This window comes from Streptomyces sp. NPDC005483, from assembly GCF_040606035.1.
In the GTDB taxonomy this organism is placed as follows: domain Bacteria; phylum Actinomycetota; class Actinomycetes; order Streptomycetales; family Streptomycetaceae; genus Streptomyces.
The window spans coordinates 336,500-361,295 of record NZ_JBEXEA010000003.1 but is presented as its reverse complement, the minus strand read 5'-3'; the positions used below and the strand labels follow the sequence as shown (position 1 = coordinate 361,295).

Genomic DNA, 24,796 nt, shown 5'->3' with positions numbered 1-24,796 from the left:
CTTTCGGAAGAAGGACACTCGATGACCGCCGTCGTCAGCCGCCGTGAGCACGATCTGCTGGGCGATCGGGATGTTCCCGCCGATGCCTACTGGGGTGTCCACACCCTGCGGGCCACGGAGAACTTCCCCATCACCGGCACCCCGATCTCCGCCTACCCTCACCTGATCGACGCCCTGGCCGCGGTCAAGGAGGCCGCCGCGCTCGCCAACGAGGAGCTGGGGCTGCTGGAGCCGAGGAAGGCCGCCGCGATCGTCGAGGCGTGCCGGGAGATCCGGGACGGCAAGCTGCACGACCAGTTCGTGGTCGACGTGATCCAGGGCGGTGCCGGCACCTCCACCAACATGAACGCCAACGAGGTCGTCGCCAACCGGGCGTTGGAGCTGCTCGGGCACGACAGGGGGCAGTACTCGTTCCTGCACCCCAACGAGGACGTCAACCTGGGGCAGTCGACCAACGACGTCTACCCGACCGCCGTCAAGGTGGCGACGGTCTTCGCGGTACGTGGACTGCTCGAGGCGATGGCTGTACTGCAGGACTCTTTCGCCCGGAAGGCCGTCGAGTTCCGCGATGTGCTCAAGATGGGCCGTACACAGTTGCAGGACGCGGTGCCCATGACGCTCGGTCAAGAGTTCTCGGCCTATGCCGTCATGATGGACGAGGATCGCAGCCGTCTTGACGAGGCTGTCGAGTTGATCCATGAGATCAACCTGGGGGCCACGGCCATCGGGACAGGACTCAATGCTCCCGCCGGATACGCCGAGTCGGCCCGTCGGCACCTCGCCGAGATCACCGGACTGCCGCTGGTCACCGCCGCCAACCTGGTCGAGGCGACCCAGGACTGTGGCGCGTTCGTCCAGATGTCCGGCGTGCTCAAGCGGGTCGCCGTGAAGCTCAGCAAGAGCTGCAACGACCTGCGCCTGCTCTCGTCCGGTCCGCGGGCCGGCCTCGGTGAGATCAACCTGCCGCCCGTGCAGGCCGGTTCGTCGATCATGCCCGGCAAGGTCAACCCGGTGATCCCCGAGGTCGTCAACCAGGTCGCGTTCGAGGTGATCGGCAACGACGTCGCCATCACGATGGCCGCGGAGGCCGGACAGCTCCAGCTCAACGCCTTCGAGCCGATCATCCTGCACTCCCTCTCGGAGTCGATCACCCATCTGCGCGCCGCCTGCCTCACCCTCGCCGAGCGCTGCGTGGACGGCATCACCGCCAACACCGAGACGCTGCGCCGAACCGTCGAGAACTCCATCGGCCTGGTGACCGCCCTCAACCCGCACATCGGCTACACGGCCGCCACCGACATCGCCAAGGAAGCCCTCGCCACCGGCCGGGGAGTGGCCGAACTCGTCCTGGAGAAGGGCCTGTTGCCCGCCGATACCCTCGCCGAACTGTTGCGCCCGGAGGTCCTGGCAGGCAGCGGCTCACCCCTCGCCTGACGGCCCCACCTGTGGAGAGACGCACCAGGACCGACCCGGAGGCACAATAGTGATCATGACAACGACGTCGTCGTTCACCTTCCAGCCGGTCCTGGAGCGCATCGCCGAGGAGATCGGCCGCAGCCCGGGCCGCGGCCGCGCCGCCGACTACATCCCGGCGCTCGCCGCCTGCGACCCGCGCAGCTTCGGCATGGCCGTCGCGGAGCTGGACGGCACGGTGTACGGCGTCGGCGACTGGCGCGAGCCGTTCTCGACCCAGTCCATCACCAAGGTCTTCACCCTCGCGCTCGACCTCGCCCGCGAGGGCGACGAACTCTGGGAGCACGTGGGCCGCGAGCCCTCCGGCAACCCCTTCAACTCCCTGGTCCAGCTGGAGTACGAGAACGGCATCCCGCGCAACCCGTTCATCAACGCGGGCGCCCTCGTCGTCACCGACCGCCTCCACAGCCGTACCGGAGACGCGGCCGGCGAGCTGCTGTCGTTCCTGCGCGAGGAGAGCGGCAACCAGGCCCTGGACTTCGACGAGGAGGTGGCCGCCTCCGAGTCCGCCCACGGCGACCGCAACGCCGCACTGGCCCACTTCATGGCCGCCTACGGCAACATCGACAACGACATCCCGGTCCTGCTCGACCAGTACTTCCGCCAGTGCTCGATCAGGGCGTCCTGCGCCGACCTGGCACTCGCCACCGGCTTCCTGGCCCGCCACGGCATCCGCGCCGACGACAGCCGCCTGCTCACCCTCAGCCAGGCCAAACAGGTCAACGCGATCATGCTGACCTGCGGCACGTACGACGCGGCGGGTGACTTCGCCTACCGGGTGGGCCTGCCCGGCAAGAGCGGGGTGGGCGGCGGGATCATCGCCGTGGTGCCGGGCCGCTGCACGCTGTGCGTCTGGAGCCCGGGCCTGGACGAGCGGGGCAACTCGGTGGCGGGGGTGGCGGCCCTGGACAGGTTCACGACGCTGACGGGTCTCTCCGTGTTCTGAGGCGGCGTGAGGGCATCCCGCACCCGACTACGCACCGGTCACACCCCGGTCGCCACCTCGTCGCCTTCCAGCCACCCACAACTGACACGCTGCTGACGTGTTGGCCAACGTTCCCGTCGATCTCCGCCGCTGCCAGATCCTCGGTCTGGTCGGCACCGCCTTCCTCGCCGCGGGTGGTGAGACCGCGGGAGCCCTCCCGGTCCGCGAACTCCTCGCCCCGGCCTCGCCCCAGGCCGCACTGGGCCTGGTCGGCGCCTACTTCGGTGTCGTCCTGCTGATCGCGGCCTGGCTCCTCCTCGGCCGCCTGGTGCGCAGCCCCGAGCAGCGGCCCAGCACACGCGAGCTCATGGCCGTGCTCGCCGTCTGGTCGGCCCCGCTGCTGCTCGCCCCGCCCCTGTTCAGCCGGGACGTCTACAGCTACCTCGCCCAAGGCGCCATGGCCGACGCCCACATGGACGTCTACACCCACGGCCCCGCCCTGCTCGGCGGCCCCCTCGCGGACGAGGTCGCCCCCATGTGGCGCGACACGGGCGCCCCCTACGGCCCCGTCTTCCTCGGCGTGGCCTCCGCACTCGCCAAGGCGTCCCACGGTGAACTCCCGGCCGGTCTGCTCGGGATGCGGCTCGTCGCCCTGCTCGGTGTGGCCCTCATGGCGGCCGCCCTGCCCCGCCTGGCCCGCCACAGCGGCGCCGACCCGGCCGCCGCGCTCTGGCTCGGCGCCCTCAACCCGCTCGTGCTGCTCCACCTGGTCGCGGGCGCCCACAACGACGCCGTCATGCTCGGACTGCTCGGCCTCGGCCTGGTCGCCGCACTTGGCCGGTGGCCGATCCTGGGCGCCGTACTCGTGACACTCGCCGCCCTGGTCAAGGCTCCCGCCGTCCTCGGACTCGCCGCGATCGTCGTGCTGCGCATCCGGGCCGGCGACCGCCCGGTGAAAGCCGTGCTGTCGGCCGTCGTCCCGTCGGCCGCCACCACCGTCGCCGCGACAGCCGTCACGGGCACCGGCTACGGCTGGATAGGCGCCCTCAACACCCCTGTGTCGTCCGGGAACTGGGCCCTCACCAGTCTTCTCGGCCGTGCCACCGGAAACCTGCTGAAACGGTTGGGCAGCGACCTGGCCCCGCTGGCCGTCCCGGTCTGGCACGCCCTCGGCATCGTGACCGCCGTCGCCGTCATCGGCCACATATGGGTGCGCCTGCGCCCCCGACCGGTCTACGCCCTCGGCCTGAGCCTGGCCACCGTCGCCGCCCTCGGCCCGGCGATCCGGCCCTGGTACGCCCTGTGGGGCCTGTTCCTCATAGCGGCCGCGGCGCCCAGCGCCTCGGTACGGCACCGGGTGGCCGCCGTGACAGGGGTGCTCGCCCTCGCCACCCTCCCGAGCGGCGGCCCGGCCGACGCCGGGCAGCTCGTCCTCGCCGTCTCCGGGGGCGTGCTCGCCCTGGTCGTACTGGTCCAGGCCCACCAGACGGCCCAGGCCCCGGCGACGGGACACACGGCATGAGGGTGCCGGCCACGGACCGCGGCCGGCTGCTGCTCGTCCTGGCCGCCGTCACCGCCGTCACGGTCTTCACGGCGACGGTGCCGCTCCTGCGCGACTGGTTCGACCTGCGCGTCTACCACGGAGCCGTCGACAGCTGGGCCCACCACGGCGGGCGGCTCTACGACTACCGGGTGCCGGGGACGCCGTACGGCTTCACCTATCCGCCGTTCGCGGCCGTCGCCATGTTCCCGATGGCCCTGCTCGACCTGCGCGCCGCGATCGTGGTGGGCCTGCTGCTCAACCTGGCGGCGCTGGCCGTGGTCGTGCGCCTGCTCACCGGCCGGGCCTGGCGGCGGTACGGCTGGTACGGCTGCGCCCTGGGCGCCTGCGCGCTCGCGCTGTTCGAACCGCTGCGTGACACCTTCAGCTTCGGCCAGGTCAACCTCCTGCTGCTGGCGCTCGTCCTCGTCGACGCGTGGCTGCTCGCCACCGGCCGGGAGCGCTGGGCCGGTGCCGGAATCGGGCTGGCCGCCGCGGTGAAACTCACGCCGGCCCTCTTCATCGGCCTGCTCCTGGTCGCCCGGCGCGGGCGGGCCGCGGCGGTCGCCACGGTGGTGGCCGTGGCGGCGACGGGGTTCGCGGCCGTGGTGGCTCCGGACGCCTCGCGTTTCTACTGGACCGACGCGATGTGGGACACGACCAGGGTGGGCCGCCTGGACTACGTCTCCAACCAGTCGTTGCAGGGCGTCCTGGCCCGGCTCGGTGAACAGGACCGCGCGGTCTGGGCGGTGGCCGTGCTGCTGACCCTGGGCGTGTGGGTGGTACGGGCCCGGCGGGCCGCGGCGGCGGGGGACTGGGTGGCCGCGTTCGCGCTGACCGGGCTGACCGCCTGCCTGGTGAGCCCGATCACCTGGGTGCACCACCTGGTGTGGCTGCTGCCGTCCTTCGCCGTTCTCGTGCGTACGGGGCACCCGCGGATCGCGGGTGCGCTGTACGCCGTGCTGTGCACCAGCGTGGTGTGGCTGTGGTTCGACGACGCGTCGGGGATCGACGGTTTCCTCGGCAGCAACATCTACACCTGGATCACCCTCGGCCTGCTGCTGTGGCTTCCGGCCGGTCAACCGCGCGCCGCGCGCCCGAACCGGGCCCGCAGCGCCAGCGCCACCGAGCCCGCACCGAGTCCGGCGGCGCCCAGGATGGCCCAGGTCTCCAGCCAGCCGGGCCTGTCGTCCTCCCGGGAGACCGGCGCGGCGACCGGCTCGGCGACCGGCGCCGCGACCGGCGCGGCCTGCGGGCCCGGCAGCGGTGGCCTCGGCCGCAACGCGTCCAGAGATCCCACCGGATCCACCCGCCCGGCCGCGCCGAACCCCCAGTCGAGCAGTTCGCGCGCCTCCTCGTAGACCGCGAAGCCACCGCCCGACTGAGGGTTCATCACCGTCACGACAAGGGTCCGGTCGCCCCGGCGGGCGGCGGCGACGAGCGTGTTGCCCGCATGGCTCGTGTAGCCGTTCTTGACGCCGATCAGCCCGGCGTAGGGCTCCACCCCGTCGGCGCCGGTCAGCAGTCGGTTGGTGTTCCGGATCCCGTACCACCCTCCGCCCCGGCCGGGGAACTCGGCCTCGGCCGTGCCGCAGTACCGCGCGAAGTCCGCGTTGCGCAGGCCCGCCCGGCCGAAGACCGCGAGGTCGTACGCCGAGGAGACCTGGCCCGGGGTGTCGTAGCCGTCGGGGGAGCGGACGTGGGTGTCCTGGGCGCCCAGCGCGCGCGCCTTGGCCTGCATCCGGGTGGCCGTCGTACGCCAGCCGCCGCTGAGCCCGGCCAGGACGTGCACGGCGTCGTTCCCGGAGTTGAGGAAGACCCCGCGCCACAGGTCGGCCACCTGGTAGGTCTCTCCCTCGGCGACCCCGACGAGACTGCTGCCGGGCCCGATGCCCGCGAGTTCCTGCTCGCCGACCGTGTGCCTGAGGCCGCCGGGCAGCACCGGCAGGACGGTCAGGGCGAACAGGGTCTTGAGCGTGCTGGCCGGCGGCAGCGGGCGGTGGGCGTCGTGGGCCGCGAGGACCTCCCCGCTGTGGGCGTCGGCGACCACCCACGACAGCGCGGACACGTCCGGGACCGGGGGCACGCCGGGGTGCGGCCGGACCTGGACGCCGGACCGGTACAGCAGGGTGGGCGACGCGACCGAGGGGGGCGGTCCACCGGGTGCGCCGGGGTCGGAGCCCGGGTGGGCGGCCGCTGTCGCGGAAGCGCACACCAGGAGGCCCGTCGTGCACAGGGCGCAGACCGAGACGGCCATCCGAGAGGGAAATCCGATTGTCATACCGCAAAGCTAGGAACGGACCCGCTCCACATCACGCTGCCCGGGCCGAGGGGACCGCGCGAGCACCCGGATGCCGCACGCCGCCGACGTGTCATCCAGCAGTTCAACCTCTTCCCCCACAAGACCGCGCTGGGCAACGTCACCCTCGCGCTGACGAAGGTGCGCAGGCTGGGCAGGGCGCAGGCCGAGGAACGCGGGCGGGCCGTGCTGGCGAGGGTGGGGCTGGCCGACAAGGCCGACTCCTACCCCGCGCAGCTCTCCGGCGGCCAGCAGCAGCGGGTCGCCATCGCCCGTGCGCTCGCCATGGGCCCGGCGATCATGTTCTTCGACGAGCCGACCTCCGCTCTCGACCCCGAACCCGTCGGTGAGGTCACCGGCGTCATGCGCTCGCTCGCCGAAGAGGGCATGGCGATGGTCGTCGTCACGCACGAGATGCGGTTCGCACGGGACACCGCCGACCGGGTCGTGTTCATGGACGGCGGGGTCGTCCTCGAACAGGGCACGCCGGAGCAGGTGTTCGGCAGCCCCACCGAAGCGCGGACCCAGCAGTTCCTGCACCGGGTGCTCGACACGTGAGAAGTCGCGACAACGCCGCGCCCGAAGTCGTCTGCCTCGGCGAGACCATGGCCGTCCTCGTTCCGCCCGACCAGGCACCCCTGGAACTCCAGCGCGTCCTGCGCCTGGAGGTGGGCGGCGCCGAGTCCAACGTGGCCTGCGGGCTCGCCGCCCTCGGACACCGCGTGGCCTGGCTGAGCCGTATCGGCGACGATCCGCTCGGCCGACGCGTCCTCGCGGAGCTTCGGGGCCGTGGGGTCGACGTCAGCGGTGTCGAGACGGACCCGGACCGGCCGACCGGCGTGTACTTCAAGGACACCGGCCCGGCGGGCACCGGTACGTACTACTACCGCAGGGGCTCCGCGGCCACCCGTATGGGCCCCGGTCTCGCGAAGGCGTGCCATGCCCGGCTGCTGCACCTCAGCGGCATCACGCCGGCCCTTTCGGACAGCTGCGCGGAGCTGGTCGAGGAGGTCGTCGTGCGCAGGGCCGTCCCGGGGGCGACTGTCTCCTTCGACGTCAACCACCGGCCCGCCCTGTGGAGACATCGAGACCCGGCGCCCGCTCTGCTGGAGCCGGCCCGCCGCGCCGACATCGTCTTCGTCGGACGGGACGAGGCGGAGACCCTCTGGGGCACCGCCAAGCCGGAGGAGATCCGGGACCTGCTCGCACCCGCCGCCGTCATCGTCGTCAAGGACGCGGAGCACGGCGCCACGGCGTACACCGCCGACGGCGGGGAGGTGTTCGTGGCCGCACCGGACTCCCGGGTCGTCGAACGGGTGGGCGCGGGCGACGCCTTCGCGGCCGGATATCTCGCCGCCCACCTCGAAGGCAGAGAGGTGGCGGTCGCTCTGCGGCTGGGCCATCTGATGGCCGCCGCGGCCCTGGCCACCGGCGGCGACGTCCCCACCGCGCCCGACCGGGCCGAACTCGACCAGCTGCTGGCCCTCGACGAGGAGTGGTCGGTCCTGCGCCTCGGTCAGCCCGCGGGCAGCGTCGGCTGAATACGCCGCAGGAACGCGGCGTTGTCCGGGGTCTCGCGCATCCGCTGGAGAAGCGTCTCCAGGTTGCCCTGGCCGTCGCCGTTCTGCAGGACCCGCCGCAGTCCTCGTACGGCGGTCAACTCCGCCGGAGGCAGCAGGAGTTCCTCGCGACGCGTGCCCGAGGGGTTGACGGCGACGGCCGGGAAGACGCGGCGGGAGGCGAGTTCGCGGTCCAGGCGGAGTTCCATGTTGCCGGTGCTCTTGAGCTCCTCGAAGTAGAAGTCGTCGGCGCGGGAGCCGGTCTCCACCAGGGCCGTGGCGAGGATGGTGAGCGAGCCGCCCTCCTCGGCGAGCCGGGCGGCGCCGAAGAACTTCTTCGGCCCGATCAGCGCGGTCGCGTCGACGCCGCCGCTGAGGGTGCGGCCGTTTGCGGGGGCCGCGTTGTTGTGGGCCCGGCACAGCCGGGTCAGGGAGTCGAGCAGGATCACGACGTCCTCGCCGGCCTCGACGAGCCGCTTGGCCCGCTCGATCACCAGCTCGGCGAGCGCGATGTGCTGCCTGGGCGTGCGGTCGAACGTCGAGGCGTACACCTCACCGCGCACGGAGCGCCGCATGTCGGTGACCTCCTCGGGGCGTTCGTCGAGCAGTACCACCATCAGGCGGCACTCGGGGTGGTTGCCGGCGACGGCGGCCGCGATCTGCTGGAGCAGCACGGTCTTGCCGGTCTTGGGCGGGGCCACGATCAGCCCGCGCTGGCCCTTGCCGACGGGCGCGATCAGATCGGCGACCCGCCCGGTCAGGCCGGACGCCGGGTGTTCGAGCCGGATCCGCTCGCGCGGATGCAGCGGCGTGAGGTCGTGGAAGGCGCGACGGTTCTTGCCGGGGCCGGGGCCGTGGCCGTTGACCCGGGCGACCTCGGTGAGGGCGCGCTGCGTGCCGCGTACGCCGTCGACGACGTCCCCCTTGCGCAGGCCGAACCTGCGGATCAGCGCGGGGGAGACCTGGAGGTCGGAAGGTGAGGGCAGCAGGCTCGCGGCGCGCAGGTGACCCTTCCCGGCGGCGTCGATGTCGAGGACGCCGGTGACGGCGCGGACCGGGGGCTGCTGCTGTACGGGAGGGGTTTCGAGAGTGGTGGTTTCGAGTGTGGTGGTCATGATGGTCGGTCCTTTCACGGACGTCAGGTGCACAGGACATGCGCAGGGAAGGGGAGAAGCCACGCGGGGAAGGCGGACAGCGCCTTCGGGTGGCGGGAAGCAACACCTCGGGTACGGCAGAACCGCTGGGCTGAGGTGGGGCTGAGAAGCCGGTACACGGACCGGCGATCTGAGAGAGAACTGGCACCGGCGCCCTCGAACGGGCGTACACAAGTGCTAGCAGGACGGTACCACGGAGGTTCAGCGCGTGGCGAGGAGTCCGTAGAGAAGCGGGATCCGCGGCTCGGGAAGCCGCCACCAGCCGGACGCCGTGCGGGTCATCCGCGGCCAGCGCGGCCAGGGCAGCTCATCGCTCTCGCGCAGTCGCCGGACACACAGTCCTGCCCCGGTCAACGCGTTGACGACCTCACCTATTCCGTGCATCCACTCGAAGCTCTCCGTGGCGCCCGCGACGGCGGGACCATCGGTGTACGTGTGTGTCGCGTCCCGGTGGACGGGGCCGTCGCCGCCCAGGTAGTCGTGCCTGAGGAGCAGTTCGGGCCCCTCGTCCGGAGCGGGCTTCGGGCCCAGCGAGTTGAGCAGCGGATGGAACTCGACGACGTACAACAGTCCACCGGCCCGCAGGAGTCGGGCGATCGTGTCCGCCCACCGCTCCAGGTCGGGGAGATAGCAGAGCGCGCCCTTCCCGGTGTACACGATGTCGAACTGCCGCCCTCCCAGCGCCTCGACGGCGTCGTACACGTTCGCCCGCACGTACTCGACGTCCACGCCCGCCCGCGCCGCGATCCCCTGGGCGGCCGCGACGGATGCCTCGGAGAAGTCGAGGCCCACGGCCCGGGCCCCACGGCGGGCGAGGGCAACCGTCTCGGTGCCGAGATGGCACTGGAGGTGGAGCACATCACGGCCGGTCAGCTCGCCGAGGTCCTCCCACTCGAAGGCGGCGAACCAGCGCTCCGGATCGAGGTCCTGGTCGAGGCCGTAGAACCGGCTGGCGAGGTGGACGGGGGTGCGGGCGTCCCAGTTCTCCTGGTTGACCCGCATCAGCCGCGCGTGCTCGTCGGACGTCATGAGGTCATCCAACCGCATCCGCGTGGTCTCCTCGGCGACCCCGGTCACCGTCGACGCCGTACCGCTCGACACGGCCGGTCCGGCCTCGGGCCGGCCGTGATCAGCACGGTCGCGATGGGTCTCGCCTCCGCGCCGGCCGACGAGCTCGCCGTCCTCGTCGCCGGCAGCTACAGCGCGAGGGCTGCCGCACAGCGGAAATGAGGGCCGGCCATTCGCCCTGGCATTTTTCGCGTGCCGGTGTCGATTCGGTCCGGTCCCGTTCGTCGGGTGGGTGTAGGAAGCTCATGAGGACCGGGAGGAACCATGAAGTACATGCTGCTCGTCTGCGGCGACGACACCAACGACGCCTCGGGCATGGCACCCGTCGAACCCTGGGTCGAGGAGCTCGGCGACCGTGGCGTACGGCTGCACGGGCACCGGCTCGCCCTGCCCGCCGACGCGGTCACCGTGCGGGTGCGCGGGGGTGAAGTGCTGCGTACCGACGGCCCGTTCGCGGAGACCAAGGAGTACGTCGCCGGCTTCGACATCCTGGAGTGCGACAGCCTGGAGGAGGCGGTCGAGGCGGCCGCGAAGCACCCCGTGGCGACGATCGGCGCCATGGAGGTACGGCCGTTCTGGGAGGACGAGGACGCCGAGGGGCGGATCCGCCGGCTCGACGCCGAACTGGCGGAGGCGGCGCGTACGGGCGACGCCGACCGGACGCTCGCCTGCTACGCGCAGGACGCGCAGGTCGTGGAGAACGGTCGGCTGCACCAGGGCGGCGAGGCGCTCCGCAAGTTCTTCGCGGAGACCGCGCCGATCACCCGCGAGGTCCTGGAGTTCCGGGTCCACGTCGATGAGAGCATCGCCTTCGGCCACGCCCTCATCCGTACCGGCGGCAAGCTGCTGCGCGTCACCACCGGATACCGCGACGTCGGCCCCCGCTGGCTGATCGTCCACGAGCACGTCACGGAGGCCACGTCATGAAGTACGTCCTGCTGATCTGCACCCCCGCCGACGGCGAGGAGCTCAGCCCCGCCGAGCTCGCCGAGGACCCCCGCTTCACCTCCTACATCGACGAGGTCCGCAGCCGCGACGTCGTCAAGGGCGGAGCCCGCCTGCGCCCCGCCTCCGACGCCACGACCGTGCGCGTCCGGGGCGACGAGGTGCTGCTCACCGACGGCCCGTTCATCGAGTCCAAGGAGTACATCGCCGGCATCGACATCATCGAGGTAGCCGATCTCGACGAGGCGATCTCCCTCGCGTCCCGGCATCCGGCGGCGCTCGCGGGCGGCTCGGTGGAAGTGCGGCCCGTGTGGGAGTGACCGCGGAAGAGGCCGTCGCCGCCGCCTTCCGGGAGGAGTGGGGCCAGGTCGTCGCCACCCTGATCCGGGTGACCGGCGACTGGGACCTCGCCGAGGAGTGCGCGCAGGACGCCTTCGCCCAGGCCCTCGACCGGTGGCGGCGCGACGGCGTCCCGCGCCGGCCCGGCGCCTGGCTGACCACGACCGCCCGCCACCGGGCCATGGACGTCCTGCGCCGGGAGGCGGTCGGGGCACGGAAAATACGGGAGGCGGCGATGCTCACGGCACCCGAGGAGCCGTACGACGAGAGCGGTGTCCAGGACGACCGGCTGCGCCTGATCTTCACCTGCTGCCACCCGGCACTGCACATCGAGGCCCGCGTCGCCCTGACCCTGCGCACCCTCGCCGGACTGACCACACCCGAGATCGCCCGCGCCTTCCTCGTCCCCGAGGCGACCATGGCGCAGCGCCTGGTGCGCGCCAAGAAGAAGATCCGCAACGCCGGCATCCCCTACCGGGTACCGCCCGCCCACCTCCTGCCCGAGCGCACGACGGGTGTGCTCGGCGTGATCTACCTGCTGTTCAACGAGGGCTACGCGGCCACCTCGGGCGCCGATCTCGTACGCCGGAACCTGTGCGTGGAGGCGATCCGGCTGGCCCGTGTGCTGGCCCGGCTCATGCCCGACGAGCCCGAGGCCCTCGGCCTGCTCGCGCTGCTGCTCCTGCACGACGCCCGCCGCGAGACCCGGGTGGACGCGGACGGTGAACTGGTGACGCTGGAGGACCAGGACCGGACGGCGTGGGACCACGCGGAGGTGGCGGAGGGCGCCGCCCTGCTGGAGACGGCACTGCGGCGCGGCCGTCCCGGGCCGTACCAGATCCAGGCCGCCGTCGCCGCCTGCCACACCACCGCTGCCCGTGCCGAGGACACCGACTGGGCCGACATCGCCGCTCTCTACGGCGAGTTGGTGCGCGTCGTGCCTTCGCCAGTGGTCCGCCTCAACCGGGCGGTCGCCGTCGGCATGGCCGAGGGGCCCGACGCGGGGCTGGCACTGGTCGCGGAACTGGAGCGGGAGGGCGAGCTGAGCGGCTACCACCTCCTCCCGGCCACCCGCGCGGACCTGCTGCGCCGCAGCGGCCGTACGACCGACGCGGCGCGGGCGTACGAGCGGGCGCTGGAACTGGTGGAGAACGACGCCGAGCGGCACTTCCTCGAAAAGCGGCTCGCGGAGTGTCGATCCGCCCAGTAGCCGTTCGTCGGTGGGGTGAAGACAACCCCCACCACACCGGAGGCTGCGATGACCGCGTACCGACTCACCCGCCCCACCAGCCGACTCCGCCGCGTCCTCGCCACACTGCTGCGCGAGCCCCGCACCGCGTCAGCGCCGGACGTGTGGCCGGCCGGCCTCCGCTTGGGAGGCTGACCCGGGCCGCGGGCCGATGGGACCCTCAGGCGGACGCGGCCCTCGCCTCCGCCTCCCTCGCGACCTCCTCGAACCGCGCCCCCATGGCCGCCGCGAGGGCCTGCGCGGCCGACAGCGGACGGACCATCACCATCAGCCGGTCGATCAGGCCGTGCTCGTCGAGATGGATGAAGTCACAGCCGTCCAGCGCCCGTTCGCCGACCCGGGTCGCGAACACCAACGCGTGGTCGCGGCCGTCCTCGCTGCTCAGCTCGCTCACATAGCGGAAGTCCTCGAAGACCTTGACGACCGTGCCGAGGATCGCGGCCGTGATGGCCCTGCCCTCGTACGGCTTGAACACCACCGGACTCGTGAAGACCACGTCCTCGGCCAGCAACGCCTCCACAGCGCCGAGGTCACCCGCTTCCACCGCTTCTCGGAACGCTCGCATCGAGACTCCATAGTCAATTTGTTGAGTAGGTGTGGAGTAGATTAATCACCTGCTGTTAGCGTGTCCATATGTCGCTCAAGTACGCCGTCCTGGCCGCCCTGCTGGAGGGCGAGGCCTCGGGCTACGAACTGTCCAAGGTCTTCGACGTCTCGCTGGCGAACTTCTGGCCCGCGACACCTCAGCAGCTCTACCGCGAGCTGGAGCGACTGGCGCGGGACGGGCTGATCGAGGCGCGGGTGGTGCAGCAGGAACGCAGGCCCAACAAGCGGCTGTTCACCCTCACCGAGACCGGCCGGCGCGAGCTGAGCGCGTTCGCCGCCGAACCGCCCCACAGGCCGGCCGCCCTCCGCGACGAGTTCCTGATCAAGATCCAGGCCATGGACACCGCCGGCCCCGAGGCCACCCGGGCGCTGGTCGAGGAGCGCATGTCGTGGGCGCGCGGGAAACTCGCCCGCTACGAGCGGGTGCGGGAGAACTTCCTCGACGGCCGCACCGAGGAGCAGTACCTCGCGGAGGCCGACCGGATCGGCCCCTACCTCACGCTCATGGGCGGAATCACCCTCGAAACGGACACCGTCCGCTGGTGCGAGCGCGTTCTGGCCGTTCTGCAACGCCGCGCTCCCCTAAGCTGACGCGGATGTTCAGCCCAGAAGGCCCCAGCCTCCGCGAACTCGCCGTCCAGGCGCTGTCGTCCGTCGAGCGCGGCTACGACCTGCTCGCCCCCAAGTTCGACCACACGCCCTTCCGTACGCCCGACTCGGTGCTGGATGCCGTCGCGTCCGCGCTCCGCCGGATGGGCCCCTTCGACGCCGGGCTCGACCTGTGCTGCGGCACCGGCGCCGGGGCCCGGGTGCTGACACGGGTCTGCCGTGAGAGCGTGACCGGGGTCGACTTCAGTGCCGGAATGCTCGACGTGGCCCGGGAGCGGACACGGTCCAGGGGGCCGCGCGTGTCATGGGTACGCGGTGACGCGCGTGCCCTGCCGTTCGCCCCCGCCTCCTTCGACCTGGTCGTGAGCTTCGGGGCCTTCGGCCACTTCCTGCCACGCGAGCTGCCCGGCCTGTTCGCCCAGGCCCGCGAGGTGCTGCGACCGGGTGGCTGCTTCGCCTTCCCGATCGTGGCCCCACCCCGTCCGTCGTCTCCCGTCTACTGGATGCTCCTCGGCTTCGACGCCGTGATGCGGGTGCGCAACGCCCTCTGGCGACCGCCGTTCGTCATGTACTACCGGGCCTTCCGGCTAGGGGACGTGCGGCGGGAACTCGAGTGGGCCGGCCTCCGGGTGGAGCTGCACGCTCTGCCCGAGTTCGGGCTGCGCAGGGACGGCAGTCCGCGGGTCAGGATGGTCGTGGCCAGGCGCCCGGCGTAGACCTGGCGGCCGGGGCGGTGGTCACCCTCATCCTGGAGCCCGTGGTCACAGAGTGCTGTACAAGGCGTCGATCAGTGCCATCTTCCGCGGATCGTCGGCGATGTGTGGACCCATCCGGTTCATCACATAGCCCAGCGCGATGCCCGCCTCGGGATCGGCCAGACCGCACGACCCACCGAAGCCGTCGTGTCCGAAGGCCCGTGGATTGGGCCCGTACGATCCGTTCGGCCCACTGAGCCACAGGCCGAGCCCGAGCTCCGTCTCGCTGTCGAGCCCTGCGCCGAGCACCAGGTCACGGCACCTGCCCTGGCTCTCGCGGACCCGCTCGGCGGCCTCGGGGGACAGGACGCGGTGGCCGTCGTGGGAACCGCGGCCCGCGAAGATCCCGTAGAGCGCGGTGACGGCCCGGGCGGTGCCGTGGCCGTTCGCGGCGGGGATCTCGGCGGCCCGCCACTCGGCCGTGTTCGCCTCTGCGGCGCCCGCCACGGGATTGGTCAGGGCGGCGATCGCCGCGGGCGCCAACTGGGCGAAGATCGCGGCCTGTTCGCTGGTCGACACCGCCGGTGGATGCACCAGTTCGGCAGCGCGCCCGGCCTCTTTCTCCGGCAGTCCGATCGTGAAGTCGATGCCGAGCGGCCCGGTCACCTCCCGCTCCAGGAAGGCGCCCGGCAGCAGCCCCGAGACCCGCCGGACGACCTCCCCGACCAGGAAACCGTACGTGAACGCGTGGTACCCGGACACCGTGCCCGGCTCCCACCAGGGCTCCGTCGCCGCGAGCCGCTGGGTCGTCAGGTCCCAGTCGAAGAGCTCGGCGAGGGAGTGGGGCTCACGCAACCCGGACAGCCCGGCCCGGTGCGACAGCAGGTGCCGTACGAGCACCTTCTCCTTGCCCGCCGCGGCGAACTCCGGCCAGTAGGCGGCCACCGGCGCGTCGAAGTCGAGCAGGCCCCGGTCGGCGAGTATGTGGGCGCACAGGGCCGTCGGGCCCTTCGTCGTGGACCACACGTTGACCAGCGTGTCGCGCTCCCAGGGGCGGGTGCGCGCCGCGTCGGCCCACCCGCCCCACAGGTCCACGACCGTCTCGCCGCCGACGGTGACGCTCACCGCGGCGCCCAGCTCGGCACGGTCCCGGAAGTTCTCCTCGAACGCCGTGCGCACGGCCGCGAAGCGCTCGTCGCAGTGGCCGTGGACAGCTGGCCGGTACTCGGACATGGGCCCTCCGTGATCGCCGGAAGCCCGGACCGCGACACTGCGATCCGGGTCCCGTGAACATACCGACTGGTCGGGCTGGAGGGAAGGCTCCCGGCGAGGACTTCGGCGGGACTCAGGCGTACGAGCGCAGCCAGCGCAGCTTCGCCGCCTGCTGGTACGGGCCGCCGCCCTCGTGGTCGTTGAAGTCGTAGACCTCGATCGCCTTGTCGTCGTGGCCCCAGGCGTTGAAGGCGGCGAAGACGGTGGAGGGCGGGCAGGTCTGGTCCTCCAGGGCCGCCGAGAAGAGCGCCGGGGTGCGGCCGCGGCTCGCGAAGTGCACGCCGTCGAAGTAGGCGAGCGTGCCGAGGACGTCCTCGAAGCGACCGCGGTGCGTCTTGAGGTAGAGGCCGATCTCCCGGTACGGGTGACGATCCGTCACGGTCGCCGCGCGCGGGAAGTCGCACAGGAACGGCACGTCCGGAGCGACCGCCGCCAGGTCCGGCACCAGCCCGCCGACCGCGATCGAGATGCCCCCGCCCTGGCTGCCGCCGAGGACGACCGTGCGCGCCGGGTCGGTCAGTGGGTGCGCACGGGCCGCCTCCACCGCGCGCACGCCGTCGGTGAACACCCTGCGGTAGTAGTAGTTCTCGGGGGCGTCGATGCCCCGGGTCATGAACCCGGGGTACGCGGGCGCGCCGGCCACCGGGTCGGCGGTGCCACCGCCGCCGCCCCAGGCGCTGCCCTGACCGCGGGTGTCCATCACGAAGTGCGCCCGGCCGGTGGACGCCCACAGCAGGTGCTCATGTGGCAGGCCACGGCCACCGCCGTACCCGATGAACTCCACGACCACCGGTATCGGAGCGGAGACCTCGGCGGGGATCGTGAACCAGCCCTTGACCGGGTGGCCGCCGAACCCGGCGAAGGTCACGTCGTACACCTTCACCGTGGACAGACCCGTGTCGACGAGCTCGAAGCGGGCGTCCAGATCGTGCTCGCGGGCCTCCTGAAGGGTCTTGGACCAGAACGCGTCGAAGTCCTCGGGCTCGGTGGACTCGCTGCGGTACTCGCGCAACTCGTCGATGGGGAGGTCGAACAGGGCCATGTAGGACCGCCTTCGCGAAGGGACAGTGCCGGATGATCACACCGTACGTGTGTGGTCGGACGAATCGCCAGGCCTTTGCCACACCGGCGGACCGGCTGCCAACCTCTCTCGGCGCTCGTGGATCCGCTGGTCAAGAACGCTGGGCCGCTCGTCGTGGGCGGCGAGCGGGAGATCGCCGGCGGCCGACTGTCCGTCGCGAATGGTCGGGCCACCGCTGTCGTCGCCGCGGGCGGCGTTTCCCGGAATCCGACGTGCTCAGGCTCGGCGGCGGGTCCACTGCGGTTCGGTGAGCGCCCAGTCCCGTTCCCACTCCGCGAGCCGGTGGCGGCCCGCCGCTCCGCGGACGAGTGAGTGGCCGAGGAGGATCACGGCGATCGTGGCGCCCGCGCCGCAGGCGCCCATCACCAGGGTGTGCTGCCAGATCGCGGTCTCGTCCGGCGGTGGGGCCACGCTCCGGCCCCGGGAGTCGAACCACACGTCGACCTTCTCGCCCTGGTCGGTACCCGCCGGAACCCGGGCCGTGGCGGTCTTCGTGGTTCCCCCGGCCTCCGTCCACCGTACGGTCACCCGGTAGGAGTGCTCCCGGCCGCCCTGGACCGTGGGCAGCGAGTCCGGCATCCTGCCGACGACCTCCGCCCGGACCCGGTGGCGGTCGGCGCGCTGCTCGGCCGCCACCGTACGGGCGTCGTCATGCGCCCACCAGCCCACGACCGCGCCGACCAGCGGGGCACCCAGCAACATCAGCACGGCGACGGCCAGCACCGTCCACGCCTCGACGACGTCCGACCGGCGCCTGAGCGGATTGCGCCGCCAGCGCCAGCCGCGCACCCGGGTTCGCATGTCGACCTCCGCACCACGCACCCCAGCGAGTGGTCACACAGATGTAGTACCCCTCCCTCCGCGTCGTGCACGTGTGGCAGGGCGCACATACGTACTCAGGGCGCCGGCGCATCACCGTCAGCCGAAGCGTTCGATCCGGATACGCTCCACCGGCTGACCGGCCTCCACCAACAGCCGTGAGGCATGCTCGGCGAACCCGTTGGAACCGCACACATAGGCCTCCCACCCGCCCTCGGGCTGCTCGGCCAGGAGCGGCGCCACATGTGCGGCCGACATACGTCCCACGGGCACCCCGTCCGGGGCGCTCCGCGTGAACACGGGGGTCGTCTCGGCGCCCAGCTCCCGCGCGTAGATGAGCTCCTCGGGGCTGCGCGCCGACACCAGCAGCCGCAGCGGCACGGACAGGGCGCGCGCCCGGTGGTGGCGGACCATCGACATCAGCGGTACGACCCCGGAGCCGGCCCCGATCAGCAGCGCGGGCCGGTCGCCGGGCCAGGCGAAGAAACCGCTCAGCGGCCCCCGCACCTCGACCTCGTCACCGGGTGCGGCCACCGTGTGGAACCAGCCCGAGACCTCACCGCCGTCGACATGGTCCAAGGTCAGCTCGATGTGCCCGGAGTCCTCCGGCGGCGACGCGATCGAGTAGTGGCGCTGGGCCGTGTAGCCGTCCTCGGCGGTCAGCCGCAGCATCAGATGCTGGCCGGGCAGATGCCCCGGCCAGGCGGGCACCGCGAAGCGGAACGTGGACACGTACGGGGTCTCGCGGCGGACCTCGGTGAGCGTGGCGGTCTGCCACACGGCGGCGACGCGATTGCTGACGGCGATACGCCCCGGCACCGCGAACCGCGTGGCAGGAGCGAAGGCGGGGGAGGAGAGCGCCTCAGTCAACGGAGTACCTCTGTTCCTCCCAGGGGTTGCCCCGCGCGTGGTAGCCGTTCCGCTCCCAGAAACCCGGCTCGTCGTGATCCAGCAGCGTCAGCCCCGCGACCCACTTGGCGCTCTTCCAGAAGTACAGGTGCGGCACCAGCAGCCGCGCCGGACCGCCGTGTTCGGCGGGCAGCGGCTTGCCGTCGTACTCCCAGGCGATCCAGGCCCGCCCACCGGTCAGGTCCGCGAGCGGCAGGTTGGTGGTGTACCCGGTGTGCGAATAGGCGACGGCATGGGTGGCGGACCCATGTGGCCGCACCACAGCCAGGAACGCGTCCAGCGAGACACCCGCGAACCGCACCCCGAACTTCGACCAGCTCGTCACACAGTGGATGTCACCCTCGTAGGCCGACGCGGGCAGCGTGTGCGCCTCGTCCCAGTCCCAGGTGCGCGGTTGTTCGACCAGTCCGTCCACCCGGAACGTCCAGTCGGCCGGCGCCAGGTCCGGCGTGACCTCCGCGGAGAGGACGGGCCAGTCGTCGCCCGCGTCGTACTGGCCGGGTGGCAGCCCGGAGTTGAGGACGCGGGGGCGTCCGGTGAAGCCTCGGGTGACGTTCATGCATCCACCGTACGCTGTCGTCCCGCGTGCTCCGTCCCAGGTCAGTGCCCCGATTGTTGCAGCCGTACGAACACTGGGCCGCACCGGGAATAGCCGCCGCATGCCGCTCCTTGCCGCTGGAGTGCCGGGCCGGTGTCCCGGTGACAGTGCGAGGAGAGTGAGGAAGCAGATGCCCAAGGCGTACGTCTTCACGCGATATGGCGGACCGGAGACCGAGGCGTTCACGGACGTGGACCGACCGAGTCCCGGGCCGGGCCGGCTTCTGCTGGCCGTCCACGCGGCGGGCGTGAACCCCGTGGACTGGAAGCAGCGCACCGGCTTCCGGCGCCCCGGCGAGAACGGCGAACAGGTCTTCCCCGTCGTGTTCGGCAACGAGGTCTCCGGTGTCGTCGAGGAGGTCGGCGACGGCGTCGAGGGCTTCGCCGTCGGGGACGAGGTCTTCGGCACCGCGGAGGCCGGGGGCTACACCGAGTACACCCTGGTGCCGGCCGCCATCGCCGCGCACAAGCCCGCGGAGCTGTCCCACCCGGTGGCGGCCACCCTGCCCGTCGCCGCCGCGACCGCGTACGACGGGGTCCGCCAGCTCGATCTGCCCTCGGGCGCCTCGCTGCTGGTGACCGGCGCGGGCGGGGGAGTCGGCGCGGCGGCCGTCCAGATCGCCCGCGCCTTCGGTCTTCGCGTGGTCGGCGTCGCGAGCGAGAGCAAGAAGGACTTCGTCGAGTCGCTCGGCGCCGTCCACATCCCCTCCGGTCCCGGCTGGGCGGAGCGGGCCCGGGCGGCCGCGCCGGACGGCGTCTACGACCTGGTGGGTGGTCAGGTGCTGGCCGAGGCCGCCGAGCTGCTCACCGACCGGACGAAGCTGATTACCGCCGGCGCCCCGGAGGAGGAGGCGCGGCGGCTGGGCGGCGCGCGTGTGACGCGGGCCCGCAACGCGGCCGTACTGGAGGAGGTCGCCCGTCTCGTGCTCGACGGTGACCTGGACCCGCACATCACCGAAACGTTTCCCCTCGACAGGGCGGGCGACGCGCTGCGCACGGTCGAGGAAGGCCACGCCCGCGGCAAGACGGTCATCGAGGTCGCCCGATGAGCATCGAGACACCACACGTCCTCGACAACCCCGCCCTCGCCTCCCTGACCGGCCCGCACGCCCACTTCGCCGAGAAACGCGGCCGGGTCCTGCGCTACCCCGTCGACGTCTCACCGTGGCTGGCCCTGCCCGACGAGCCCGACGCCGGCGACTGGGCCGACCTCGCCGCGCTCGCGGGTGCCGGCGTGGAGGTGCCGCTGCCGGGTTACGCCGGCCAGGTGCCCGAGGGCTGGGAGATCACCTTCCACGTCGAGGGCGTGCAGTTCGTGGACGACGGTCTCGTCGCCGCCCCCGACCCGGAGGCGGTCCGCCTCGGCCCCGCCGACGTACCCGAGATCCTCGACCTGATCGCCCGCACTCGCCCAGGACCCTTTTTGCCCCGCACCATCGAGATGGGCACCTACCTGGGCATACGCAGGGACGGCGCCCTCGTCGCGATAGCGGGCGAGCGGCTGCATCCGCCGGGCTGGACCGAGATCAGCGCGGTCTGCACCGACCCCGCCGTCCGCGGGCAGGGCCTGGCGACCCGGCTGGTCCTCGCCGTCGCCCACGGCATACGGGAGCGCGGTGAGACGCCGTTCCTGCACACCGGCGCCGGAAACACCCAGGCCATCCGGCTCTACGAGTCCCTCGGCTTCCGGCTACGGCGCACCACCGCCTTCCTCGCCGCCCGGGTACCCGAGCGGTTGCCGGAGGCGGTCGCCTAGGGACCGTCAGCCGACCAGGCGTTGTAGCGCACGAGGTACCCGGCGAACCGCTCCAGGTCCTCCTGCGACCACTCCGCGAGCCGCTCGCTCACGGCCGCGCGGCGGCTCACGGTGACCTGGCCCAGGATGTGCCGGCCGGCCCCGGTCAGATGCAGCACCTGGACACGGTGGTCCTCCGGGTCCTGGCGCCGCTCGATCAGACCGGCCCGCTCCAGAGCGGCGACCTGGCGGCTCACCGTGGACTTGTCCAGGGCGTAGTGGGCGGCCAGGTCGGTCGCGCGGCAGCCGTCGCGCTCCTCCAGATGCCCGAGGAGCGTGTACGACACGAGCGACAGCTCGGGATGCAGGCGGCCCGCCGAGGCCCGGGCCCGGCGCGCGAAGACCGTCATCTCGCGCTGGATCGTCTCCACGGCTGTGGCTGTTTCCACCTGTCTGTCCTCCCTCGCAGTACTGGTTGCAGAGTACAACTCAGGATGCGCTGGGGTAGGGTGAGCCTCCGGCTGAGGGCGGTCCCAGCCGTGAGGTACCGAGGAGGTGAGACCCATCAACGCTGTGTCAGATCGGGTGCTCTCTCCTCGAACCGGCGCGGATCACCGCCTGTAGGCCCAGGTGACCGCGGGAGCGCCCTTCGGCTCTCGAAAGGCTCGCGGCTCCCATGCCCTCAATCTCCCCCCGCTTCACTTCTCCCGACTCCGTCGTCGCCGCCCTGCGCACCGCGGGCTGTGTCTTCGCCGAGGACGAGGCCCGGCTGATCCTCGCCGCCGCCCGCACCCCTGACGAACTGGCCGACATGGTCGACCGCCGGGTCACCGGTCACCCCCTCGAACTCGTCGTCGGCTGGGCCGAGTTCCGGGGACTGCGCGTCACGGTGGCGCCCGGCGTCTTCGTGCCGCGCCGCCGCACCGAGTTCCTCGTCGAGCAGGCCCTCACCCTGGCACCGGGCGCCTCCGTCGTCGTGGACCTGTGCTGCGGCTCCGGCGCGGTCGGCGCCGCGCTCGCCGCCGCGCTCGGTCCGGTCGAGCTGCACGCCGCCGACATCGACCCGGCCGCGGTGGACTGCGCCCGCCGCAACACCGCCGACGCGGGCGGCCGGGTCCACACCGGCGACCTCTTCGAGGCCCTCCCCGCCGACCTGCGCGGCCGTATCGACATCCTCGCGGCCAACGTCCCCTACGTCCCCACCGAAGAGGTCGCCCTCCTGCCCACCGAGGCCCGCGACCACGAGCCCCGGGTCGCCCTCGACGGCGGCACGGACGGCCTGGACATCCTGCGCCGGGTCGCGACCGAGGCCCCGCGGTGGCTCGCCCCCGGCGGCCGCCTCCTCGTCGAGACCAGCGAACGCCAGGCCGCAGCCGCCCTCGACGTCTTCAAGCGCAGCGGTCTGACCCCCTGCCTGGCGGTCTCCGAGGAGCTGTACGCCCACGTCGTGGCCGGCACCAGGGCTTAGGCCCAGCTCGGTGCCCATGTCCCCACGCCGGGAGGGTCGGGCCGTGTGGCGTGCAGGTGCGCCCGGAGGGCGGCGAGGGCCGGATGGGGATTGTCGGCGCGCCAGACCAGGGAGTGCGGGTAGACCGGTGTGGGCCCGTGGACCGGGATGCGGCGCAGGTCCTGGTCGGACGGCCAGACCAGACGGGTCAGCTCGCCGACGAGGGTCGCCAGGGCCGGGGAGTCGGCGATGGTGTCGAGAAGGGGGTCGGTGCCGAAGTCGGGGCCGGTGACCTCGATGGTGAGTCCGAAGGCGGCGGCGAGGTCGTCGTAGTAGGTGCCCCATTCGGTTCCGGTGACCAGGCCGGGCATCCAGATGCGGTGTCCGGCCACTCGGGAGGGTTCCACCGAGCGGGCTCCCGCGAGCGCGTGCCCGGGGCCGGTGAGCAGTTGGATCGGTTCGTCGTAGACCCGCGCGGACTCGATGCCGTCGGTCGACTGCCCGGCGGAGTGCGGGACGGCGCGGAAGGTGGCGTCGATCGTCCCGGACCGGAGGGCGGCGAGGGCCGCGTCGGCGTCGAAGAGGGTGACGACATCGAGCTCGATGCCGGGGTGCGTGCGGTGGAAGGCGCGCAGCAGTTCCGCCGGCGCCAGGCGGCGGCCGATCACGTCGACGCGCAGGGCCCGGCTGCCCGGCCGTACCGAGGCGGCCGCCCGTTCCGTGGCCCGGAGGAGCTCGCGGGCGTGCGGCAGGAACGCCTGTCCGTCGATGGTCAGCCGGGCGCCGCGCGGGGTCCGGGTGAACAGCCGCGCCCCGAGGTCCTTCTCCAGCGCGGCGACCCGCTTGGACACGGCCTGCTGGGTGACCGCCAGCCGGTGGGCGGCCTCCTGGAACCGCCCCGCGTCCGCCACGGTGACGAAGGTGCGTACGGCGTCGAGATCCATACGGGGAGCCTAGGCCGTTCCGTCCACAACCCCGGGTTGTGGACGGTCGGGCGTGTGGTTGTTTGATCGGGTGGCCCGGCACTCGGTTGGATGGCGTCGGCCAACGTGCGGTTGTCGGCGAGGGGGGTTCGGGCGTGGACGGAAGACGGTCGCTGGGGCGACGGTTCGGGTGGCTGTGGGCGGCCTACGCGGTCAGTGCGTTCGGGACCTCGCTGTCGTTCGGCGCCTTCCCCCTGATCGCTGTCCTGGTACTGCACGCCGGACCTGCCGCGGTGTCCGCGCTGGCGGCCGCGGGGCTGGCGGTCGGGGCCGCGGTGGCGGTGCCGCTCGGGCCCTGGGTGGAGTTCCGCCGCAAGAGGCCGGTGATGGTCGCGATGGACCTCGTCCGGTTCGCCGCCCTGCTGAGCGTGCCCGCCGCGTACGCGCTCGGTGCGCTCGGCTTCGTCCAGCTCCTGCTGGTGTCGGTGGTCGTCGCGGCGGCCGACATCACCTTCACCGCCTCCTCCGGGGCCTTCCTCAAGTCCCTCGTCGGCCCGGACGACCTGCTGGTCGCCAACGGCCGGTTCGAGGCCACGAACTGGACCACCATCGTGATCGGACCTCCCCTCGGCGGGGCCGCCATCGGGCTCTTCGGACCTGTGACGACCCTGCTGGCCGACGCCGTCAGCTATCTGCTGTCGGCGCTGGGGATCCGCGCGATCGGCGGCGGCGAACCACGGCCCGCGCCCGCCGGGACGGCGAAGGGTTCCCTCCTGGAGGGCTGGCGCCACATCCTCGCCAGCCCCGTCCTGCGCCCCCTGTTCTTCAACACGGTCCTCGTCAACGCCCTGATCATGGTGCCGGTGCCGCTGCTGACCGTCCTCATGCTCGGTCCACTGGGCTTCGCCCCCTGGCAGTACGCCCTCGCCTTCTCGGTGCCCTGCCTCGGCGGTCTGCTCGGCTCACGGATCGCGCGCCCCTTGGTCGCCCGGTTCGGACAGCACCGCGTCCTGATCACCTCGGGCGTCCTGCGCGCGTGCTGGCCTCTCGGCCTGGCCTTCGTCGGTCCCGGTACGGCCGGGCTCGTGCTGGTGATGGCCGTCGAGCTCGGGGTGATCACCTCCTGTGCCGTCTTCAACCCGGTGTTCTCCACCCATCGGCTGGAGATGACGCCGACGGACCGGGTGGTCCGTACCCTCTCCGCCTGGTCGGTGACCGGCAAGCTGACGACCGCGGCCCTGACTGCCCTGTGGGGCCTGCTGGCCACCTTCACCGGAACCCGCGAGGCGATCGCGTTCGCCGGCCTCCTGCTGCTGGCGACCCCGTTCCTGCTGCCCCGGCGGCCCGCCGCCGCGCCCGACGCCGGTCAGAACGCGCTGCCCTCCGCCGCCGGATCCCCGTGATGCCGAGTGCCCGGCCGGCGCCGGTGAGTCTGCCGGTCACACATACCGCGTCTGGCGTCGGCAACCGGGACTCGGAGGCGCGGCGCGGTGCACCCTGGTGCTCGAGCCGTCGGTCGACTGTGGCGACCCCGTCGCCCTTCACCTGGCCG

Annotated in this window: 23 protein-coding genes and 3 pseudogenes; 15 read left to right on the top strand and 11 right to left on the bottom strand. The window is 72.3% G+C overall.

Annotated features, from left to right (window positions below; translation table 11 throughout):
- Positions 1-21: 21 nt before the first annotated feature.
- The 4 genes from aspA to ABZT06_RS07735 all read left to right on the top strand — a co-directional run bounded on the left by aspA (position 22) and on the right by ABZT06_RS07735 (position 5,299).
- The gene (gene aspA / locus ABZT06_RS07750) at positions 22-1,434 is read left to right on the top strand and encodes an aspartate ammonia-lyase (protein WP_355736386.1); all 1,413 of its coding nucleotides are present in this window, start codon (positions 22-24) and stop codon (positions 1,432-1,434) included.
- 55 nt (positions 1,435-1,489) lie between these two features.
- Positions 1,490-2,419, top strand: coding sequence for a glutaminase (locus ABZT06_RS07745; protein ID WP_355736383.1), 930 nt, complete (start codon positions 1,490-1,492; stop codon positions 2,417-2,419).
- Positions 2,420-2,516: 97 nt separating this feature from the next.
- Entirely contained in the window at positions 2,517-3,920 is a 1,404-nt protein-coding gene (gene mptB / locus ABZT06_RS07740) for a polyprenol phosphomannose-dependent alpha 1,6 mannosyltransferase MptB (protein WP_355736380.1), read from the top strand.
- Positions 3,917-5,299 (top strand): glycosyltransferase 87 family protein, encoded by a 1,383-nt coding sequence (locus ABZT06_RS07735; protein WP_355736378.1) that lies wholly within the window; start codon positions 3,917-3,919, stop codon positions 5,297-5,299. Before mptB ends, ABZT06_RS07735 begins: the two co-directional genes overlap by 4 nt.
- Before the next feature lie 83 nt (positions 5,300-5,382).
- On the opposite strand, the pseudogene ABZT06_RS07730 reads toward ABZT06_RS07735, so the two are convergent.
- Positions 5,383-6,195 (bottom strand): annotated as a pseudogene (locus tag ABZT06_RS07730) (serine hydrolase); the annotation flags it as partial.
- 114 nt (positions 6,196-6,309) lie between these two features.
- Here ABZT06_RS07730 and ABZT06_RS07725 point away from each other — a divergent pair.
- Together ABZT06_RS07725 and ABZT06_RS07720 are read left to right on the top strand one after the other, a co-directional pair.
- Positions 6,310-6,795, top strand: a pseudogene (locus tag ABZT06_RS07725) (amino acid ABC transporter ATP-binding protein); the annotation flags it as partial.
- Complete coding sequence (locus tag ABZT06_RS07720) at positions 6,792-7,778, top strand: sugar kinase (RefSeq protein ID WP_355736375.1); 987 nt, start codon at positions 6,792-6,794, stop codon at positions 7,776-7,778. The pseudogene ABZT06_RS07725 and the gene ABZT06_RS07720, both read left to right, overlap by 4 nt.
- Here ABZT06_RS07720 and rho read toward each other — a convergent pair.
- Positions 7,754-8,951, bottom strand: a pseudogene (gene rho, locus ABZT06_RS07715) (transcription termination factor Rho). The gene ABZT06_RS07720 and the pseudogene rho overlap by 25 nt on opposite strands.
- A gap of 200 nt (positions 8,952-9,151) precedes the next feature.
- Positions 9,152-9,979, bottom strand: coding sequence for a class I SAM-dependent methyltransferase (locus tag ABZT06_RS07710; RefSeq protein WP_355736372.1), 828 nt, complete (start codon positions 9,977-9,979; stop codon positions 9,152-9,154).
- A gap of 303 nt (positions 9,980-10,282) precedes the next feature.
- On the opposite strand from ABZT06_RS07710, the gene ABZT06_RS07705 reads away from it, so the two are divergent.
- Genes ABZT06_RS07705 through ABZT06_RS07695 form a run of 3 tightly spaced genes read left to right on the top strand, consistent with a single transcriptional unit; the run spans position 10,283 to position 12,512 of the window.
- Positions 10,283-10,945, top strand: coding sequence for a YciI family protein (locus ABZT06_RS07705; RefSeq protein WP_355736369.1), 663 nt, complete (start codon positions 10,283-10,285; stop codon positions 10,943-10,945).
- Positions 10,942-11,283 (top strand): YciI family protein, encoded by a 342-nt coding sequence (locus ABZT06_RS07700; protein ID WP_355736367.1) that lies wholly within the window; start codon positions 10,942-10,944, stop codon positions 11,281-11,283. The genes ABZT06_RS07705 and ABZT06_RS07700 overlap by 4 nt, the downstream gene beginning before the upstream one ends.
- Positions 11,280-12,512 carry an RNA polymerase sigma factor gene (locus ABZT06_RS07695; RefSeq protein WP_355736364.1) on the top strand — a complete coding sequence of 411 codons (1,233 nt, stop codon included), beginning with the start codon at positions 11,280-11,282 and terminating at the stop codon, positions 12,510-12,512. The genes ABZT06_RS07700 and ABZT06_RS07695 overlap by 4 nt, the downstream gene beginning before the upstream one ends.
- A 199-nt stretch (positions 12,513-12,711) precedes the next feature.
- Here ABZT06_RS07695 and ABZT06_RS07690 read toward each other — a convergent pair whose 3' ends face one another.
- Positions 12,712-13,116: a nuclear transport factor 2 family protein gene (locus tag ABZT06_RS07690; RefSeq protein WP_355736361.1), complete on the bottom strand. Its 405-nt coding sequence runs from the start codon at positions 13,114-13,116 to the stop codon at positions 12,712-12,714.
- A 68-nt stretch (positions 13,117-13,184) separates the two neighbouring features.
- On the opposite strand from ABZT06_RS07690, the gene ABZT06_RS07685 reads away from it, so the two are divergent.
- Both ABZT06_RS07685 and ABZT06_RS07680 read left to right on the top strand, forming a co-directional pair.
- Complete coding sequence (locus ABZT06_RS07685) at positions 13,185-13,748, top strand: PadR family transcriptional regulator (protein WP_355736357.1); 564 nt, start codon at positions 13,185-13,187, stop codon at positions 13,746-13,748.
- A 5-nt stretch (positions 13,749-13,753) separates the two neighbouring features.
- Positions 13,754-14,482 carry a class I SAM-dependent methyltransferase gene (locus tag ABZT06_RS07680; protein WP_355736354.1) on the top strand — a complete coding sequence of 243 codons (729 nt, stop codon included), beginning with the start codon at positions 13,754-13,756 and terminating at the stop codon, positions 14,480-14,482.
- A gap of 45 nt (positions 14,483-14,527) precedes the next feature.
- On the opposite strand, the gene ABZT06_RS07675 is transcribed toward ABZT06_RS07680, so the two are convergent.
- The 5 genes from ABZT06_RS07675 to ABZT06_RS07655 form a co-directional block, all read right to left on the bottom strand.
- Complete coding sequence (locus tag ABZT06_RS07675) at positions 14,528-15,694, bottom strand: serine hydrolase domain-containing protein (protein ID WP_355736352.1); 1,167 nt, start codon at positions 15,692-15,694, stop codon at positions 14,528-14,530.
- A 112-nt stretch (positions 15,695-15,806) separates the two neighbouring features.
- Positions 15,807-16,775 (bottom strand): acetylxylan esterase, encoded by a 969-nt coding sequence (locus ABZT06_RS07670; protein ID WP_355736349.1) that lies wholly within the window; start codon positions 16,773-16,775, stop codon positions 15,807-15,809.
- Between the two features lie 255 nt (positions 16,776-17,030).
- Positions 17,031-17,615 (bottom strand): DUF3592 domain-containing protein, encoded by a 585-nt coding sequence (locus tag ABZT06_RS07665; RefSeq protein ID WP_355736346.1) that lies wholly within the window; start codon positions 17,613-17,615, stop codon positions 17,031-17,033.
- A 117-nt stretch (positions 17,616-17,732) separates the two neighbouring features.
- Entirely contained in the window at positions 17,733-18,503 is a 771-nt protein-coding gene (locus ABZT06_RS07660) for a ferredoxin reductase (RefSeq protein WP_355736344.1), read from the bottom strand.
- A complete protein-coding gene (locus ABZT06_RS07655; RefSeq protein WP_355736342.1) occupies positions 18,496-19,101 on the bottom strand; it encodes a sulfite oxidase-like oxidoreductase in 606 nt (201 codons plus the stop codon). The genes ABZT06_RS07660 and ABZT06_RS07655 overlap by 8 nt, the downstream gene beginning before the upstream one ends.
- 169 nt (positions 19,102-19,270) lie before the next feature.
- Between ABZT06_RS07655 and ABZT06_RS07650 the strand changes: the two genes are divergently transcribed.
- Together ABZT06_RS07650 and ABZT06_RS07645 are read left to right on the top strand one after the other, a co-directional pair.
- Entirely contained in the window at positions 19,271-20,188 is a 918-nt protein-coding gene (locus tag ABZT06_RS07650) for an NADP-dependent oxidoreductase (protein WP_355736340.1), read from the top strand.
- Positions 20,185-20,895 (top strand): GNAT family N-acetyltransferase, encoded by a 711-nt coding sequence (locus ABZT06_RS07645; RefSeq protein WP_355736337.1) that lies wholly within the window; start codon positions 20,185-20,187, stop codon positions 20,893-20,895. The genes ABZT06_RS07650 and ABZT06_RS07645 overlap by 4 nt, the downstream gene beginning before the upstream one ends.
- Here the strand turns inward: ABZT06_RS07645 and ABZT06_RS07640 are convergent.
- Complete coding sequence (locus ABZT06_RS07640) at positions 20,892-21,323, bottom strand: MarR family winged helix-turn-helix transcriptional regulator (protein ID WP_355736334.1); 432 nt, start codon at positions 21,321-21,323, stop codon at positions 20,892-20,894. The two genes, ABZT06_RS07645 and ABZT06_RS07640, sit on opposite strands and share 4 nt — an antisense overlap.
- Before the next feature lie 227 nt (positions 21,324-21,550).
- On the opposite strand from ABZT06_RS07640, the gene ABZT06_RS07635 reads away from it, so the two are divergent.
- Complete coding sequence (locus ABZT06_RS07635; protein WP_355736331.1) at positions 21,551-22,342, top strand: putative protein N(5)-glutamine methyltransferase; 792 nt, start codon at positions 21,551-21,553, stop codon at positions 22,340-22,342.
- Here ABZT06_RS07635 and ABZT06_RS07630 read toward each other — a convergent pair.
- A complete protein-coding gene (locus tag ABZT06_RS07630) occupies positions 22,339-23,265 on the bottom strand; it encodes a LysR family transcriptional regulator (RefSeq protein WP_355736328.1) in 927 nt (308 codons plus the stop codon). The genes ABZT06_RS07635 and ABZT06_RS07630 overlap by 4 nt on opposite strands.
- 134 nt (positions 23,266-23,399) lie before the next feature.
- On the opposite strand from ABZT06_RS07630, the gene ABZT06_RS07625 reads away from it, so the two are divergent.
- The gene (locus ABZT06_RS07625; protein WP_355736325.1) at positions 23,400-24,647 is read left to right on the top strand and encodes an MFS transporter; all 1,248 of its coding nucleotides are present in this window, start codon (positions 23,400-23,402) and stop codon (positions 24,645-24,647) included.
- The last annotated feature ends 149 nt before the right edge of the window (positions 24,648-24,796 follow it).